This is a genomic window from Paenibacillus glycanilyticus (assembly GCF_023715145.1).
GTDB classification, from domain to species: Bacteria; Bacillota; Bacilli; order Paenibacillales; family Paenibacillaceae; genus Pristimantibacillus; species Pristimantibacillus glycanilyticus_A.
Genome location: NZ_JAMBNP010000009.1, coordinates 82355 through 99210, shown reverse-complemented (window position 1 = coordinate 99210; position 16856 = coordinate 82355). Strand labels below are relative to the sequence as shown.

The following is a 16856-nucleotide window of genomic DNA, read 5'->3' as shown; positions in this document are numbered from 1 at the left end:
CCTCATTCTTGCTTCCGATAGAAATGCAATAATTCCTGAATATGATTAATGACGATCGACATTCAGGCGTTTCGTCATTTGATGTTGAACAAGCGCTTCAAGCAGAGCTTCAATAGTCGCTTCTTCGGGCTCAATGGTTACCTCAAGTCCTGCTTCCGCGGCTGTTTTTGACGTCACAGGCCCAATACTCGCGACATCAATGCCAGCCAACTGGGCAGCAGGATCTTCGCTTCCATTCTTCCGGAGCAGCTCCAGCAGGTTCGTAACCGTCGAGGAGCTGGTGAACGTAATGGCGTGAATCTCCCGATTGCGAACCCACTCCAATGCCTGCTCATCTTGCGAATCAGCAAGCACCGTCTCGTATACATCCAGCTCAACCGGCAGCAGTCCTTTTGCCGACAGTTCACGCGGCAAAATCTCGCGGGCAAGATCACCGCGCGGCAGAAGCACCTTCTCGCCAGGCTTTAGCTGGCCCTCCAGCTGCTCCAATAGGCCTTCCGCCTGGAATTTGGCAGGGAGCTGCTCGGCAATAAGCCCGCGCTGGCGCAGAGCCTCCGCGGTCCGTGGACCAACAGCGGCGATACGTGCCGCATGGAAACGCCGTATATCCAAGTTAAACCGCTCGAGCCAGTTGAAGAAGTATTCAACGCCGTTCACGCTGGTGAACATCAGCCAGTTGTACGATTCCGCTTCCGCAAGAGCGGCGCGTATCGCTTGAACGGCAGTTTCATCCTTCGGTTCCCGGGTTTCGATCACGGGCAGCTCGCAAGGCTCGCCGCCAAGCTCCTCGATCCGGTCAGCCAAATCGCTTGCCTGGGCTCTTGCCCGCGTTACAAGCACGCGCACGCCAAAGAGCGGCTTTTGCTCATACCATTTCAGCTTATCCCGCTGCAGGACTACTTCGCCCACGATAATAACAGCGGGGGGCTGGAAGTTCGCTTCTTTCACAATCCGCTCGATCGACTCCAGCGTACCAACGATGGTTTGCTGCTCCACGCGGGTTCCCCAGCGAACCAAGGCTACCGGTGTATGAGCAGGCTTGCCGTGCCGGATCAGCTGCTCGGCAATATAGCCAATCTTGGCCACCCCCATCAGGAAGATAAGCGTGCCCGTTGCATTCGTAACCTTGTCCCAATGGATGGAACGATCGAGCTTATCCGGGCTTTCATGCCCCGTAATAATAGATAAAGAAGATGCCAGGTCACGATGGGTAACCGGAATGCCCGCGTAAGCAGGAACCGCAATTGCCGAGGTAATACCCGGAACAATCTCAAAGGTAATGCCATTCTCCTGCAGCAGCTCAGCCTCTTCGCCTACACGGCCGAAGATCGTTGGATCCCCGCCTTTCAGCCTCGTCACCGTATGGCCTTCCAAGGCAAGATCAACCAGCAGCTGGTTGATCTCCTCCTGCTTCATCGTATGGCGGTCCGGCAGCTTGCCTACATAGATTTTGCGGGCGCCTTCCTTCACATGACGCAGAAGCCGTGGACTTGCAAGCCGGTCATAGACGACCACATCGCTTCGCTTCAGGCATTCCAGGCCGCGCACCGTGATCAGCTTCGGATCACCCGGTCCGGCGCCTACCAGATAGACAACTCCTTTATTCATACCTTATCCCCGATTTCCGCCAAAATGCGATCCGCACCTCTAGCTACCAATGCCGCCGCAACATCACGTCCAAGCTGCTCGGGATCGGTTCCTTTCCGGATTTCCTTCAGCATAACTATGCCATCAGGAGAGCCTACCATTCCGGTCAGCTCCAGCTCAGCGTTGTCGAAGCTGTCTTCCATCGTCTTCCGTACCACGGCAAAAGCGCCGATCGGGATCTGGCAGCCGCCGTTTAAAGCGCCAAGGAAGCTTCTCTCCGCTCTTACGGCAAGGGAGGTTTCCGTATCATTAAACAAATCAAGCAGTTCGCGAACTGCTGCATCCTCCGCGCGGCATTCAATGCCGAGCGCACCTTGTCCAACAGCAGGAATAGACAGATCAACCGGGATATACGCAGATATCCGGTCTTGCCACCCCATGCGGGTAAGGCCGGCGGCAGCCAGAACGACGGCATCAAAGCCTTCCGTTTCCAGCTTGCGGATCCGCGAGTCAATATTGCCCCTAATCGAATCCAGCTGAAGATCGGGACGCATATTTTTAAGCTGGCTGGAACGGCGCAGGCTGCTTGTCCCGACACGAGCCCCTTCCGGCAATTCTTCAATTGAAGCGCCTTGCTTCATAATAAGGCAGTCGCGGGGATCGACGCGCTTTGGAATAGCGCCGTTCATCAATCCTTCCGGAAGCTCATACGGCATATCCTTCATGCTATGAACAGCCATATCGATCTCGCCGTCCATCAATGCCTGCTCGATCTCCTTGACAAATAAGCCTTTGCCTCCGACCTTGGATAAAGTGACATCCAGAATGCGGTCGCCCTTCGTCACAATTTTCCGAATTTCAAAATTGTAATCAAATCCTTGCTTCTCGCTAATTCGTTTCAACTCATCAATGACTTGCCCGGTTTGCGTCAGAGCAAGTGCACTCTGGCGTGTCCCCACCACGATTGTACGCGGTCCATTACTTGCAGCTCCCATTTATGATCATCCTCCCGTCGTCAATCCAAGGGCCGTTTCGCCCGAAGTTGTTTAATCCAAGCTGTTATATCGACCTCTGTCTCTCCCTTAAACGGCACCTCTTCGGCAGCCAGTCTCAGCAGCGCTTCGCGCTCGCCCGGTTCAAATCCAGAGACTTTCATATAATCGCGCAGCCTTCGAAGCTGCCCTGCACTATAGCCGTACTCTTCACCGTATTGCTGTTCCAGCTCCCGCTTCAGCCTGATGGACAAAGCGGGGCTTGCTCCCGTTGCAGATACGGCAATAAGTAAATCTCCGCGCCGTACAACCGAAGGATTGAGAAACCCTCTTCCTTCCGCTTCATCAACCGTATTCACCCAAGCCCCTGCACGTCTGCCGTCTTCCGCAATACGCCGGTTAAGCTTCGGATCATCCGTTGCGCCAAACAGCAGCCGGGCACCTTCGGCATCTGAAGGCTGATATATCCGGCATTGCCAATGAAGGGAACCGCTTGCGGCAAGCTCCTGCAGACGCGGAGTGATCCGCGGGCTGACTAAGGTGATGTTATCCGCACCAGCCTCAAGCAGTCCTTGCAATTTACGCTCGGCAATACGCCCGCCCCCTATAATGACACAGCGTTCGCCGCGAAGCTGAAGCATTACCGGATAATAACCGTTCATGCGCATCCCCTTTTCCTAATGAAAGGTCGACAAATAACTGGATAACAGGTTAATGATCAGCATAACGAATGCAATCAGATGGAGTCTTGCCAGCTGCGTGCCCGGACGTCTCAGCATCGCCCTTTGAATAATATAATTGACATAGAAAATCAAAGTTGCAAACGAAGTCAGCACCTTCCAGTCGAGCAGGAGCCTCGGCCGGCCTTCCGCCAATAACACGGTAGCCGCGACCGACAAGGACATCGCAAGCAGCGGTACGCCAATAATGATTGCCCGGTCCGAGAACCGTTCGATCCTATCCAGGCTTGGCAGCCTCCGCGTAAAAGGGTTCCATCTTTTCGCTTTCAGCTGCTTGTGCAGGAATAAGTACATCCCCGCAAAGATCGAACCAATCGTAAGCGAAGCATATGCGCATAACACGAGACTAATATGTACAAGAAGCAAGTCGCGCATCGCCTGCGACACGCCAAACTGTTCATCCATCCCTGGCCTGCTGTACAAGTTAAGCGCAAGGACGGAGAAGCCGATGATATTGACTAAGAAAACCAAAAACTCGATTTTGAAAAATTGGCTGATCACAAGCGAAGCCGTAACCAAGAGCCAAGAGAAACCAAGCCAATATTCAAACGAAGAGATGGATGTTATTTCAAAATGAGTCACAAGGCGGCTCACCAATATGACCGTCTGCAATATCCACACAAAAATAAGGAGCCCTGTTCCAATCCGCTTCGCTCTCCGGTTCGCATCCATGAAATCGGAGAAGTAAAACAGAAGGCTCAGGGCGTAAATATAAAGTATCGCGTCGTAAAGCCACTTTTGCGTTAAAAACATAAGCTTCCACCTTGCCGCCCTTCGCGATTATTCGGGTAGCGCGCTCTTATCGAAGGATGGACGCCAGTGCCGAAGCAGCCTGCCGTGCCGGCATGTTTTTCTTTTTCGCCGCAGCCGCCGTTTCTTCTTCCGCTTCTTTCGACTGGGCCAGCTCATCTTCAAGCGCAAACAACTTGACGAACATATCCATTGCTTCTTCGGAATGCTTCTCCCCAGCCATCTCTTTGATTCGGAGGATAGGATCTTGCATCATCTGGTTCACAATGCTTTTCGTCAGCTTGCGGATAACCTTCAGTTCGTGCTCGTCCAGATCTGGCAGCTTGTTTGTCAGGCTGTTAAGCGTCTCTTCATGAATATGGGCAGCCTTCGTCTGCAAGGCACGGATTAAAGGCACAACACCAAGCGTCTTGTACCATTGCTCGAATAATTCAACCTCTTGTTCAATCATCGTCTCAATCTTCTCCGCTTCCTTCCGGCGCTGCTGGATATTGCTCGCAACAATGCCTTCCAAATCGTCAATATCGTATAGGAATACGTTCTCGACCGCTGCAATCCCCGGATCGAGGTCACGCGGAACGGCGATATCAATCATGAACAACGGCTTCGACTTCCGGCGCTTCATCGCTTCGGCTACCGTTTGGCGGGTCAATACATAACCTTCCGCTCCTGTCGAGCTGATAACAATGTCGGCTTCATGAAGCTTGCTTGCAGCCTCTTCCATCGAGCAGGCGATACCGTTAAACTTCTCCGCCAATTGCGCGGCCCGGTCATACGTCCGGTTCACGACAATGACGCGGTCAGCGCCATTTGCGTACAAATGCTTCGCTGTCAGCTCTCCGGTCTCCCCTGCGCCTATAACCATAACGGTCTTCTTGCTGAACTGGCCGAAAATCCGCTTGCCCAGTTCAACAGCCGCGTAACTGACCGACACGGCGGATTCTCCAATCGTTGTCTCCGAATGAGCACGCTTGGCCATCGTAACCGCTTGTTTAAACAGCATATTAAACAGGGTACCTGTCGTCTTCTGCTGCTGCGCAAGCGCAAATGCATCCTTCACTTGCCCGAGAATTTGCGTCTCGCCGATCACCATCGAATCCAGACCGCTCGTTACCCGGTGCAAATGCTCGATCGCCTTGTCATCCTCATACATATATAAATGGTTAGTGAACTGCTCTCTAGGCAGCTTGAACCACTGCTCCATAAAGCTGCGGATATAATGTCCGCACAAATGATGCCTGTCCACTACCGCATATAGTTCGGTACGATTGCAGGTCGCAACAATAACACATTCCATAATACTGTTTGTGTTCATAAGTTGTCTGATTGCTTCCGGCAATTCTTTGTCTGCTATAGCAAACCGTTCTCTCACTTCAACGGGAGCTGTCCGGTAGTTCAAACCGACTACGATAATGTGCATGCGCGTTCACCTGCCTTTCCTTTAATAACTTTAGAATGATTATAACATAGTTCGACAAGCTGTATGGCTTCATATTGGCTTCATTTATGAATAATGTTTGAAAACCCTCTTTGCCATTATTCCCTGTTTATACAAAGAAAATAACCATGGACCGAAGTCTATGGTTATCTCTATATCTTTTCAATTAGGAGCTTAAACAAGCTCAACTTGTTGCATTTTCGGTTCTTCTACCTTAAGCTCACCCATGCCGCGCACTAGCTTCTTCGCATGAGTGGTTGTTGGCTTCAGTACTGCGATCATGTAATCAATCGCAAGCTGTGGATCCACGGTTTCACCGCAAGTGTAGCAGTCGAGAGCGGCAAATCCTTTCTCAGGATACGTGTGAATAGAGAGATGACTCTCCGACAGCAATACAAGCACTGTTGCTCCTTGAGGCTCAAATTGTTTCGATTGCACCGATAATACAGTAGCGCCGCATGCTTCAGCAGCCTCCACCATTTGGGCTTGCAAAAATTCAGCGTTGTTCAGCAGATCAAAATCTACTCCCCAAGTATCAACAGCAACGTGTCTTCCGAAAGTTGAATATTCCATCTTCCGGTTCCCCCTTCCTAGGAATAAAATGTTTAAAAAAATTTCATCCGCTAGGACCTACGTCATTCACTTCCCGAGGGAATAATCTCTCGCAACATCTCCATGTCCTGAGTGAATCCTGGTTCCTATTTTGTTTAGACCAATGTTTTCAACGAGATTAAAAATAACATCTATTGGTGAGAATTGCAACTCTTTTTTTTCAGGAGAAACGAAAAGTTTTTTCCGCTTCAATCCCGTATACAACGTATGTATCTGGAGCGGTTTAGGTACCACGCACAGCGTCCATTCCTATATCATTTTTTTGTGAACATTTATGAACAAATGAAAAAAGAAGCCGCGGTCAGCGGCTTCACTAAGTACTGATTATGACGGTCAGGCTTCCAGAACAAACAGCTTCCTTGTCAGCATCGCAAGTCTTTCGTCGATGCCCGTAATTTGCAGGCGTTCCTTCGCTTGATTCCGCAGGTCAAGCAGTTCATTAATGGCATTGTTGACCAGCTCGATTTCACGTTCGATCAAGCGGCTCTGGAACACACGCTCCAATTGGCCGACCGTATCCTTGTATTCGAATACGACCCGTGTGCCCGAAGACGTGCTTTCAACGATTTTGCGGACGCTGCCGTTTGTATAATGATAGATCATCGTATAATGGCTGTAGATACGATTAACAACTGCGTCTCCATGGAAAGTCGTTACGGCCTTGCGCATGGCGTTGGTCAGCTTGGGGTGAATCAGGCGGCAAGAGAGTTCACATACATAGTGGTCCTGCTGACGTTCAAACGTCAGTGTGACCTCTTCCTTCCCTGCTACGTCTTCGAGAACCAGCTCCTGGTTTCCGTTATCGAGGACCTTGATATTCATGCATACCTGCTGGTCATCGAAAAACCGGATAAATTGCTTCATCTCATCGCTCGTCAATTGCAGTTTGGCACTTACATACTCTGTGGCTAGCCGCTGAGCCATAAAAATCTCCTCAATTCTTTAAACTTGCGCTTTTGTTCTTAATGTCTAAGTATATTATACGTGATCAGAACTTTTTATTCCTGCCGTCCAGCCTCGATATTCTCGCATATTTCTGAAAAATCCGGTAGATTTCACGAGGAACGCTGTGTTTCTTGCTGTATCCTCTGCATTATAGAGGAAGTTATTGATCTATCTCCGTTATGTGCCCGATCGCGCCGTTAATGACCTCCCAGAGCTTGTCGCGGCCAAGCCCGGTCTCGGAAGAAAACATGACCAGCTTATCGCGCGGATCTGCCTCAAGCGTTTCCTTGATAACCTTTACATGCTTGTCCCACTTGCCTTTCGGGATTTTGTCCGCTTTGGTGCAGACGATGCAGGTAGGCACGTTATAATGCTTCAGCCAATGATACATAAGCACGTCGTCCTTCGACGGAGCATGCCGCATATCAATAACAAGAAGCTGAAGTTTCAGCTCTTCGCGGTCGCGAATATAAGTCTCGATCATTTGCCCGAACAGCTCTCGCTGCGTTTTGGATACTTTGGCATAGCCATAGCCGGGAAAGTCGACAAAATAGACCATGTCGTTCACGCGATAATAGTTAAGCTGCTGCGTCTTTCCGGGCTGCGAGCTTGTTCTTGCCAGGTTTTTGCGCAAGATCAATTTGTTAATGAGCGACGATTTGCCGACATTGGAACGCCCTGCCAGAGCAATCTCTGGCAAGGCGTCTACTGGATATTGCGAAGGTCTTACTGCGCTTATAATAAATTCTGATTGGGTAATTTTCATCCGATTACTGTTCCTGCTTTCTCTTCTGTGTTGACCGGCAGCAATGCGTGCTGCAGTACTTCGTCCATATGGCTGACAGGAACAAAGGTCATATCGCTGCGGATGCTGTCCGGAATATCGCTTAAGTCACGTTCATTATCCTTCGGCAGGAGCACCTTCCGGATGCCCGCCCGGTGAGCGGCCAGCGATTTTTCCTTGAGACCGCCGATTGGAAGCACGCGCCCGCGGAGGGTAATCTCTCCGGTCATCGCCACTTCCTTCGATACGTAACGATTCGTCAGGGCGGAGATAAGTGCGGTTGCCATCGTAATACCGGCAGACGGTCCGTCCTTTGGAATCGCGCCTTCGGGAATATGAATATGGATATCCTTGTTTACATGGAACTCAGGGTCGATGCCCAGCTCAAGAGCCTTCGAGCGCGTATAGCTGAACGCGGCCTGCGCCGATTCCTTCATGACGTCGCCAAGCTTGCCGGTTAGGGTCAGCTTGCCGCTTCCCGGCATCACCGTTACTTCGATGACGAGCGTATCGCCGCCAACCTCCGTCCAAGCAAGACCCGTAACGGCTCCTATCTGGTTCTCCACCTCAGCCGTACCATGACGGAACTTCGCAGGTCCAAGCCATTCCTTTAGAAGCTCAGGTGTAACGGTCAAGGTTACCGGAGCTGCCGACTCGGCCTGCTTCCGCGCCTCATCCGCGTCCGAACCAAAGGCCGCCTCCAGCGCATTCAGCTCAGGGGCTTCATATGGCGTATCCGCCAGATCCCCGTTGGCTTCCTCTATGCTGTCCGGTTGAGTCTTGGAGCCGGCAGCTGCAACTATATGCTTTGCTGCCTTCCGGCAAAGCGCGGCAATTTGCTGCTCGAGGTTCCTCACACCGGATTCTCGCGTATATTCCCTGATAACCTGCAGTACAACCTCGTCTTCAACGGCGAGCTGATCTTCGGTCAGACCATGCTCTCTGCGCTGCTTCGGCAGCAGATAACGCTCCGCGATCTGCTGCTTCTCGAGTTCCGTGTAACCCGGAATATACAGGACTTCCATACGGTCCAGCAGCGGCCGCGGAATATTGTGCATCGAGTTCGCGGTTGTTACGAACATGACGTTGGACAAATCAAACGGCACTTCGATAAAGTGATCGCTGAACGTATTGTTTTGCTCCGGATCGAGCACCTCAAGCAAAGCAGACGAAGGATCGCCGCGGAAATCGCTGGCCATCTTATCGATCTCATCGAGCAGGAAGACTGGATTATAGGAACCCGCCGTCTTCATTCCCTGGATAATCCGTCCCGGCATTGCGCCAACATACGTACGGCGGTGGCCGCGGATCTCGGCTTCATCACGAACGCCGCCAAGCGAGATTCTTACAAACTTGCGGTCAAGCGACTTGGCGATTGAACGCGCAAGGGAAGTTTTGCCGACGCCCGGAGGGCCTACAAGACAAAGGATCGGCCCTTTCATCTTCTTCACCAGCTGCTGTACCGCCAAATACTCAAGCACACGCTCCTTCGGCTTCTCAAGGCCGTAGTGATCATTGTTCAGGATTTCCTCCGCCTTGCTTAAGGAGAGATCGTCCTCCGTATGCTTGCTCCAAGGCAATGCTAATAACCAATCGATATAATTGCGGATAACGCCGCCCTCGGCGGAAGTAGCCGGCATTTTCTCCAGACGGTCGATTTCCTTTTCAACCTTCTCTTTAACGAGATCTGGCACTCCTGCTTCAGCCAGCTGATTGCGAAGCTCTTCGACCTCGCCCGCACGGCCTTCCTTCTCGCCAAGCTCCTTCTGGATCGCCTTCATCTGCTCGCGCAAATAATATTCCTTCTGCGTCTTCTCCATCTGCTTCTTGACGCGTTGGTTGATTTTGCGCTCGAGCTCCAGCACTTCACGTTCGTTGTTCAGGATATCAAGCAGACGCTCGAGCCGCTCCCGGACATCGATGGTCTCCAGAATGTCCTGCTTATCCTTGATCTTGAGCGTTAAGTGGCTCGTAATCACATCCGCCAGCCTGCCCGGCTCATCGATATCCGATACGGCAGCAAGAGTCTCCGGCGTCACTTTCTTCGAAAGTGAAATATAATGCTCAAATTGGCTGAGTACCGACCGCATAAGAGCATCTACTTCAGGATCGTCGGTCTCGGGCTCGGGAAGCTCCAAGACCGTAACCTCGTAGAACTGGTCGTTTGGCACATAATCCACAACCTCAGCTCTTACAACGCCCTCCACGAGCACTCGGATCGTGCCGTTTGGCAGCTTGAGCATCTGTCTGACCTTCGCAATGGTGCCGACGCGGTAAATATCGTCTTCTGTAGGCTCTTCAATATTGACTTCGGACTGCGAGCACAGAAGAATCATATGATCGTCGATCATTGATTTCTCCAGCGCCCGCACCGATTTGTCTCTTCCCACATCAAGGTGGAGCACCATGCTGGGATATACAAGCAGCCCCCTTAAAGGAAGCAGGGGAAGCCGCCGGCCTTTCGTTTTTCCGGATCCCACACCAGCACCTCCAATTGTTTCGAATACCCTATTTTATCATTCCACGGAATCCGCCTGCAAATAGGGAACCCCCGGAGCGATAAAAAGATCGGATCCGACAGGTTTTTCGACCTCTGCGACAACGGTTTCTCCAATTGGAAAGACATATCTGAACACTTCGTCAACCCGGTCTACCGGTATGACCTTCAGACCTTCCAGGTTGGCAAAAATCGCCTGCCAGTTCTCGCGCGGAATAATGACCGTATCCGCGCCGGCCTGGAACGCGGCCTCTACCTTCGCAAGCACGCCGCCAACCGGCTTCACGTTGCCGTGAATGCCAACCTCGCCCGTCATCGCCAGCTTGTTGTCGATCGGCACCTCTTTTATCGCGGAGGCAATTGCCGTTGCCATCGCAATGCCTGCGGACGGCCCGTCGATTGGCGTGCCTCCAGGGAAGTTAATATGCAAGTCGAAATCCTGCGGATTAAGCCCATAACGGCGGAGCATGGTCAGCACGTTCTCAACCGAGCCCTTCGCCATGCTTTTCCGTCTAAGCGTCCGGGAGCCGCCTCCCAGCTCTTCCTCGTCAACAACGCCGGTAATCGTATACTGTCCTTTGCCGGCAGCCGCCGGAATCGCGCTGACTTCAATCTCAAGCAACGTCCCCATATTAGGTCCATACACAGCCAGGCCGTTTACGAAACCGATCTGAGGAGCATCCGGCACCTTACGGTCAGGACGCGGCGGAATTTGACTGCTGTTCACTACCCATTCCACATCTGCTGCCGTTATCGAATCCCGCTTCTCCGACAAGGCAATGCCTGCAGCCAGCTGAATGACGTTAACAGCCTCGCGGCCATTCGTCGCATATTTCTTAACGACATCAACGGCATCCGGGCATGGCCCAAAACCGATTTTCTTAATCGCATTTTCGGCAATGGATGCAATCTCGCTTGCCAAAAGCGGCCGGAAATAGATTTCCATGCAGCGCGAACGAATGGCTGGCGGCAAATCCTGCGGCGAGCGAGTTGTCGCACCAACAAGACGGAAGTCGGCAGGAAGACCGTTCTGGAATATGTCGTGGATATACATCGGAATATTCGCATCCTCCGAATTATAATAAGCGCTCTCCAGAAACACCTTGCGGTCTTCCAGTACTTTTAACAGCTTATTCATTTGAATAGGATGCAATTCACCGATTTCATCGATAAACAGAATGCCGCCATGCGCCTTGGTCACCGCACCAGGCTTCGGCTGAGGAATACCGGCCACGCCCATAGCCCCTGCCCCTTGATAAATCGGATCATGAACGGAACCAATCAGCGGATCGGCAATTCCCCGTTCATCGAACCGTGCCGTAGTGGCATCAATCTCGGTAAATTTCGCTTCGTTCAGGAACGGGGAAGAAGGATTCTTCTTCGCTTCTTCCAATACGACGCGGGCTGCCGCCGTCTTCCCGACGCCCGGCGGTCCATAAATAATAACATGCTGAGGATTAGCACTGCACAGCGCCGCCTTCAGCGCTCGCAGACCGTCTACTTGACCCACAATATCCTGCATCGCTTGCGGACGCGTTTTCTCCGCCAAAGGCTTCGTCAGCGAGACGGAGCGAAGCTTGCGCAGCTTATCCATCTCCTTGCGCGATTCACGATCGACCGCCGAGCGGTTGGTCTTCTGATTACGCAGCAAATTCCAGAAATACAAACCAATAACCACAGCAAAAAAGACTTGAATTAACATCAATACCATACTTAAACTCATTCATATCTTCTCCTCTCAAAGCAAATCATTCCGGCAAAAGAGTACGTAATTGGTAGTATTGCCCCTTGCCGCAGGGAATAATCGCTTTGAGAAGAAAAAAGAGGCATTCTCAGGCAACCTGCGAAGCAGGATACTGTAAGAATGCCTCATTCGTATCATGATAAATTATGCATGCGCATGATTGCTGCGTCCCGGAATTTCGCCAGTCGCTTCGAATACGCGTACGATCTCGTCAATTTCTTTCTTCAGCTCGTTAAGAAGCTCCGCTTCCGGCACTTTGCGGATCATCTCTCCGTAACGGAACAGCAGGCCTTCGCCGCGGGCACCGGCAATACCGATATCCGCCTCGCGTGCCTCGCCAGGGCCGTTAACAGCACAGCCGAGAACGGAAACCTTAATCGGCACCTTCACCTTCGAGATATATTCTTCCACCTCGTTAGCGATCGAGAACAAGTCGATATCCAGACGTCCGCAAGTCGGGCAGGAGATAAGAGTAGCCGCGTTCGTGATCAGACCAAAGGTCTTCAGCAGCTCGCGGGCTACCTTCACTTCCTCTACCGGATCCGCGCTGAGGCTAATCCGTACCGTGTTGCCAATGCCCAGCGCAAGCAAAGCGCCGATACCGGCCGAGCTCTTGATTGTACCGGAATGAAGGGTACCCGCTTCCGTGATGCCAAGATGCAGCGGATATTTGATTTTCTCCGCCGCCATGCTGTAAGCCGCAATCGCCATCGGCACGTCGGAAGCCTTCAGCGATACGATAATATCATGGAAGTCCAGCTCCTCCAGAATGCCGATATGGAAGAGCGCGCTCTCCACCATCGCTTCCGGTGTCGGATAACCGTACTTCTCCAGCAGATGATTCTCAAGGGAGCCGGCGTTAACGCCGATCCGGATTGGAATACCGCGTTCCTTGCAGGCCTTCACAACAGCTTCAACCTTCTCGCGGCGTCCGATATTGCCCGGATTGATCCGTACTTTATCGATGCCGTTCTCAATCGCCTGCAGAGCAAGGCGGTAGTCGAAGTGAATATCAGCAACAAGCGGGATGTTGATCCGCTTCTTGATTTCCTTGATCGCATCAGCAGCTTCCTTATTGTTGACGGTAACCCGAACAATCTGGCAGCCCGCCTCTTCCAGACGCAAAATCTCGGCTACTGTAGCCTCTACATCAGCCGTCTTCGTTGTACACATACTCTGAATGATGACTTCATTGCTGCCGCCAATCGTCAGGTTGCCGACTTTGACCGGCACAGTATCCTTGCGCAAATACATAAAATGATCTCTCCCATGAACGTCAAATTCCACCCTTTGACAAGCGAAAATATCCGCGGCCAAAGGGTGGATGCGATGACGGTAATGAACTTAGGCGCTTTCTTCCTTCTTCTTGCCCTTCTTGGCAGTAAGCTCCGGCATGATTTTGTCTTTTACGTTTTTCTCCGTAATGAGACAAGTGCTCACGTCGTCGCGCGATGGAACTTCGTACATCACTTCGAGCATAATGCCCTCGATAATGGCACGCAAGCCGCGGGCGCCCGTGTTCCGTTTAATCGCTTCTTTCGCGATTGCTTCCAGAGCAGCAGGTTCAAAGTCCAGCTTCACGTTATCCATCTCAAGAAGCTTCTGGTATTGCTTCACCAAAGCGTTCTTTGGCTCGGACAAAATACGCATCAGGGCTTCTTCATCAAGCGGCTCCAAAGTCGAAATAACCGGCAAACGGCCTACGAACTCTGGAATCAAGCCAAATTTAAGAAGATCTTCCGGCAGAACCATCGACAGGTATTCGCCCGGCTTCAGGTCCTTCTGAACCTCGCCAGTCGAGCTGAAACCGATCACTTTTTTGCCGATACGGCGTTTGATCAGCGATTCGAGGCCGTCAAATGCACCGCCGCAAATGAACAGGATGTTCGTTGTATCGATTTGAATAAACTCTTGGTGCGGGTGCTTGCGTCCGCCTTGCGGCGGTACGGATGCAACCGTGCCTTCGAGAATTTTAAGCAGGGCTTGCTGAACGCCTTCGCCGGATACATCGCGCGTAATCGACGGATTCTCGGACTTGCGAGCTACCTTATCAATCTCATCGATATAGATAATGCCGCGTTCAGCCTTCTCTACATCATAATCCGCAGCTTGAATCAGCTTCAGCAAAATATTCTCAACGTCTTCACCGACATAGCCGGCTTCCGTCAGCGAGGTTGCATCCGCGATCGCAAACGGCACGTTCAGGATTTTTGCCATGGTTTGAGCAAGCAAAGTTTTACCCGAGCCTGTAGGACCTACAAGCAGGATGTTGGACTTTTGAAGCTCAACGTCTTCAATCTTGCTTTGCGAGTTGATCCGTTTGTAGTGGTTGTATACCGCAACGGAAAGGGATTTCTTCGCAAATTCTTGTCCGATAACGTACGAATCAAGAATACCGCGAATATCCTTTGGTTTCGGAATATCCTTCAGATCAAGCTCTTCTTCATGCCCAAGCTCCTCTTCCACGATTTCCGTGCAGAGCTCAATGCATTCATCACATATATAAACGCCGGGACCGGCAACCAGTTTACGTACTTGCTCCTGGGATTTACCGCAGAACGAGCATTTCAGCTGGCCTTTTTCATCATTGAATTTAAACATGCTATCACCCCTTCGATTAAATCCTTAGGATACCGGAGTTGTTATTACTCTGTCAATCAAACCGTAATTCAGAGCATCTTCCGCGCTCATGAAATTATCGCGGTCCGTATCGCGGTCGATCTTCTCATAAGGCTGACCGGTACGCTCCACATAGATTTGATTCAGTTTTTGCTTGGTCTTCAGGATCCAGTCCGCGTGAATTTTAATGTCCGACGCCTGACCACGCACGCCGCCAAGCGGCTGATGAATCATCACTTCCGCATTCGGAAGGGCGAAACGTTTGCCTTTCGCACCTGCTGTAAGGAGGAGCGAGCCCATGCTTGCTGCCATACCCATACAAATCGTAGATACATCAGGCTTAATATATTGCATTGTATCATAAATCGCCATGCCGGCCGTTACCGAGCCGCCTGGGGAATTTATATACAAATGGATGTCTTTCTCCGGGTCGTCGGCCGCCAGAAAAAGCAGCTGAGCGATAACTGAGTTTGCTACATCATCATCGATAGCGCTCCCGAGAAAAATGATTCTGTCCTTAAGCAAGCGCGAGTAGATATCGTAAGACCGTTCTCCGCGATTCGTTTGTTCAACTACGATAGGTACCAGATTCATGCGACCAACCTCTTTTCTTTTTAAGACTTTATGTTCATGTTTTCTATTGTATCACGTCAAATGAGCAATGTCATTTTTCCATAATACAGTATACGGTGAGCAGCGCTCGATATGTACTGAAGATCATTCTTCAGGCCGAACCAGTTCGTTATGTAGGGTGAAAAGAAGGCACGTATCTGACGATGACGTGCCTTTTCTTCTATTTATTCAATTGGACTGTTATGCTCCAGCTACTTCAGCTGTTTTGCTGTTTTCAACGAGGAATTCAATCGTTTTGCGAAGCTCGATGTCTTCTTTCAAGCTGTCGAACTGACCGTTTTTCTCGAACACGTCACGAAGCTCAGCCGCAGGGCGGTTGTAAGCTTTCGACAGCGATTCGAGTTCTTCGTTCACGTCTTCTTCGGAAACTTGAATGTTCTCGGCTTTTGCGATTGCATTCAGAACCAGGTTGTTGCGAACGCGTTTCTCAGCGTCGCTTGTCATTTGTTCGCGCAGAACTTCTTCGCTTTGACCCGAGAATTGGTAGTACAGGTCGATGTTCATGCCTTGCATGCGAAGACGGTTCTCGAAATCGCGGAGCATAAAGTCAACTTCTGTAGCGATCATTGGTTGCGGAACTTCTACTTCAGCAGCTTCAGCCGCTTTTTCGATAACGGCGTTTTGCAGGTTGCGTTCTGCTTCGCCCTCTTTTGTTTCTTTCAGCTTGGAGACAAGATCCTGCTTGTACTCTTCAAGCGTGTCGAATTCGCTGATGTCTTTAGCGAACTCGTCGTCAAGAGCCGGCAGGTTTTTGCGTTTGATTTCATGCAGTTTTACTTTGAACACAGCCGGTTTACCAGCCAGGTTCTCAGCATGGTAGGATTCAGGGAATGTTACTTCAACATCCTTGAAGTCACCTGTTTGCATGCCAACCACTTGTTCTTCAAAGCCCGGGATGAACGAGTTGGAACCCAGTTCAAGAGAGTAGCTTTCCGCTTTGCCGCCGTCGAATGCTTCGCCGTCTACATAGCCGTCAAAGTCGATTACAGCGATGTCGCCGTTTTGAGCAGCGCCTTCTTCAAGGACAGTCAGCTCAGCGTGACGCTGTTGCAGGCGCTCCAGCTCAGCTGTAACTTCTTCGTCGCTTACCGTAGCTTCAAAGGATGGAATTTCCAGGCCTTTGTACTCGCCAAGCGTAACTTCTGGACGAACGATTACTTTTGCTTTGAATTTGAACGTTTGGCCTTTGCCAAATTGTTCAACGTCAATTTCCGGACGGTCAACAGGACGTTGCTCCGTTACTTTTACCGCTTCTTCGTAAGCTTGCGGCAGCAGGATGTCGATTGCATCCTGGTACAGGCTTTCCACGCCGAAACGGGATTCGAACATTGCACGCGGCACTTTACCTTTACGGAAGCCAGGTACGTTTACCTTTTGCACGACTTTCTTGAATGCTTGATCAAGTGCTGCAGCGACTTTCTCAGCATCAACCTCAACGTCGATCGACACGAGGTTCTTGTCTATTTTTTCCCAAGTTGCTTTCATTTTATGCTTTCCCCTCCAAAATACGCATCA

At 51.0% G+C, this 16856-nt stretch carries 14 protein-coding genes; all 14 read right to left on the bottom strand.

Annotation, left to right across the window (positions count from 1 at the left end; all coding sequences use genetic code 11):
• Window positions 1-45: 45 nt before the first annotated feature.
• The 14 genes from cobA to tig all read right to left on the bottom strand — a co-directional run bounded on the left by cobA (window position 46) and on the right by tig (window position 16826).
• Window positions 46-1608, bottom strand: a complete 1563-nt coding sequence (cobA, locus tag M3194_RS22340) for a uroporphyrinogen-III C-methyltransferase (protein WP_251656303.1) — start codon at window positions 1606-1608, stop codon at window positions 46-48.
• The gene (gene hemC, locus M3194_RS22335; protein WP_251656302.1) at window positions 1605-2582 is read right to left on the bottom strand and encodes a hydroxymethylbilane synthase; all 978 of its coding nucleotides are present in this window, start codon (window positions 2580-2582) and stop codon (window positions 1605-1607) included. Before hemC ends, cobA begins: the two co-directional genes overlap by 4 nt.
• Window positions 2583-2602: 20 nt before the next feature.
• Window positions 2603-3241, bottom strand: coding sequence for a precorrin-2 dehydrogenase/sirohydrochlorin ferrochelatase family protein (locus M3194_RS22330; RefSeq protein WP_251656301.1), 639 nt, complete (start codon window positions 3239-3241; stop codon window positions 2603-2605).
• Between the two features lie 15 nt (window positions 3242-3256).
• Window positions 3257-4072: a cytochrome c biogenesis protein CcsA gene (gene ccsA / locus M3194_RS22325; protein WP_251656300.1), complete on the bottom strand. Its 816-nt coding sequence runs from the start codon at window positions 4070-4072 to the stop codon at window positions 3257-3259.
• 46 nt (window positions 4073-4118) lie between these two features.
• Window positions 4119-5489, bottom strand: coding sequence for a glutamyl-tRNA reductase (hemA, locus tag M3194_RS22320; protein ID WP_251656299.1), 1371 nt, complete (start codon window positions 5487-5489; stop codon window positions 4119-4121).
• A 192-nt stretch (window positions 5490-5681) separates the two neighbouring features.
• On the bottom strand, window positions 5682-6080 hold the full coding sequence (speD, locus tag M3194_RS22315) for an adenosylmethionine decarboxylase (RefSeq protein ID WP_015846002.1): 399 nt from the start codon (window positions 6078-6080) through the stop codon (window positions 5682-5684).
• A gap of 372 nt (window positions 6081-6452) precedes the next feature.
• Entirely contained in the window at window positions 6453-7043 is a 591-nt protein-coding gene (locus M3194_RS22310; protein WP_251656298.1) for a non-ribosomal peptide synthetase module, read from the bottom strand.
• 181 nt (window positions 7044-7224) lie between these two features.
• Window positions 7225-7830, bottom strand: coding sequence for a ribosome biogenesis GTP-binding protein YihA/YsxC (gene yihA / locus M3194_RS22305; RefSeq protein WP_251656297.1), 606 nt, complete (start codon window positions 7828-7830; stop codon window positions 7225-7227).
• Window positions 7827-10328, bottom strand: a complete 2502-nt coding sequence (lon, locus tag M3194_RS22300) for an endopeptidase La (protein ID WP_251656296.1) — start codon at window positions 10326-10328, stop codon at window positions 7827-7829. Before lon ends, yihA begins: the two co-directional genes overlap by 4 nt.
• A gap of 36 nt (window positions 10329-10364) precedes the next feature.
• Entirely contained in the window at window positions 10365-12068 is a 1704-nt protein-coding gene (gene lonB, locus M3194_RS22295; protein WP_251656295.1) for an ATP-dependent protease LonB, read from the bottom strand.
• Window positions 12069-12233: 165 nt separating this feature from the next.
• The gene (gene ispG, locus M3194_RS22290) at window positions 12234-13343 is read right to left on the bottom strand and encodes a flavodoxin-dependent (E)-4-hydroxy-3-methylbut-2-enyl-diphosphate synthase (RefSeq protein ID WP_251656294.1); all 1110 of its coding nucleotides are present in this window, start codon (window positions 13341-13343) and stop codon (window positions 12234-12236) included.
• 90 nt (window positions 13344-13433) lie between these two features.
• Complete coding sequence (gene clpX / locus M3194_RS22285; protein WP_251656293.1) at window positions 13434-14690, bottom strand: ATP-dependent protease ATP-binding subunit ClpX; 1257 nt, start codon at window positions 14688-14690, stop codon at window positions 13434-13436.
• A gap of 24 nt (window positions 14691-14714) precedes the next feature.
• Window positions 14715-15302, bottom strand: a complete 588-nt coding sequence (gene clpP / locus M3194_RS22280) for an ATP-dependent Clp endopeptidase proteolytic subunit ClpP (protein WP_251656292.1) — start codon at window positions 15300-15302, stop codon at window positions 14715-14717.
• A gap of 219 nt (window positions 15303-15521) precedes the next feature.
• Window positions 15522-16826 carry a trigger factor gene (gene tig, locus M3194_RS22275; RefSeq protein ID WP_251656291.1) on the bottom strand — a complete coding sequence of 435 codons (1305 nt, stop codon included), beginning with the start codon at window positions 16824-16826 and terminating at the stop codon, window positions 15522-15524.
• Window positions 16827-16856: the final 30 nt, after the last annotated feature.

Coding starts and splice junctions, on each gene's coding strand:
- cobA (WP_251656303.1), bottom strand. CDS start 1,608: ATGAATAAAGGAGTTGTCTATCTGGTAGGCGCCGGACCGGGTGATCCG.
- hemC (WP_251656302.1), bottom strand. CDS start 2,582: ATGGGAGCTGCAAGTAATGGACCGCGTACAATCGTGGTGGGGACACGC.
- M3194_RS22330 (WP_251656301.1), bottom strand. CDS start 3,241: ATGAACGGTTATTATCCGGTAATGCTTCAGCTTCGCGGCGAACGCTGT.
- ccsA (WP_251656300.1), bottom strand. CDS start 4,072: ATGTTTTTAACGCAAAAGTGGCTTTACGACGCGATACTTTATATTTAC.
- hemA (WP_251656299.1), bottom strand. CDS start 5,489: ATGCACATTATCGTAGTCGGTTTGAACTACCGGACAGCTCCCGTTGAA.
- speD (WP_015846002.1), bottom strand. CDS start 6,080: ATGGAATATTCAACTTTCGGAAGACACGTTGCTGTTGATACTTGGGGA.
- M3194_RS22310 (WP_251656298.1), bottom strand. CDS start 7,043: ATGGCTCAGCGGCTAGCCACAGAGTATGTAAGTGCCAAACTGCAATTG.
- yihA (WP_251656297.1), bottom strand. CDS start 7,830: ATGAAAATTACCCAATCAGAATTTATTATAAGCGCAGTAAGACCTTCG.
- lonB (WP_251656295.1), bottom strand. CDS start 12,068: ATGAGTTTAAGTATGGTATTGATGTTAATTCAAGTCTTTTTTGCTGTG.
- ispG (WP_251656294.1), bottom strand. CDS start 13,343: ATGTATTTGCGCAAGGATACTGTGCCGGTCAAAGTCGGCAACCTGACG.
- clpX (WP_251656293.1), bottom strand. CDS start 14,690: ATGTTTAAATTCAATGATGAAAAAGGCCAGCTGAAATGCTCGTTCTGC.
- clpP (WP_251656292.1), bottom strand. CDS start 15,302: ATGAATCTGGTACCTATCGTAGTTGAACAAACGAATCGCGGAGAACGG.
- tig (WP_251656291.1), bottom strand. CDS start 16,826: ATGAAAGCAACTTGGGAAAAAATAGACAAGAACCTCGTGTCGATCGAC.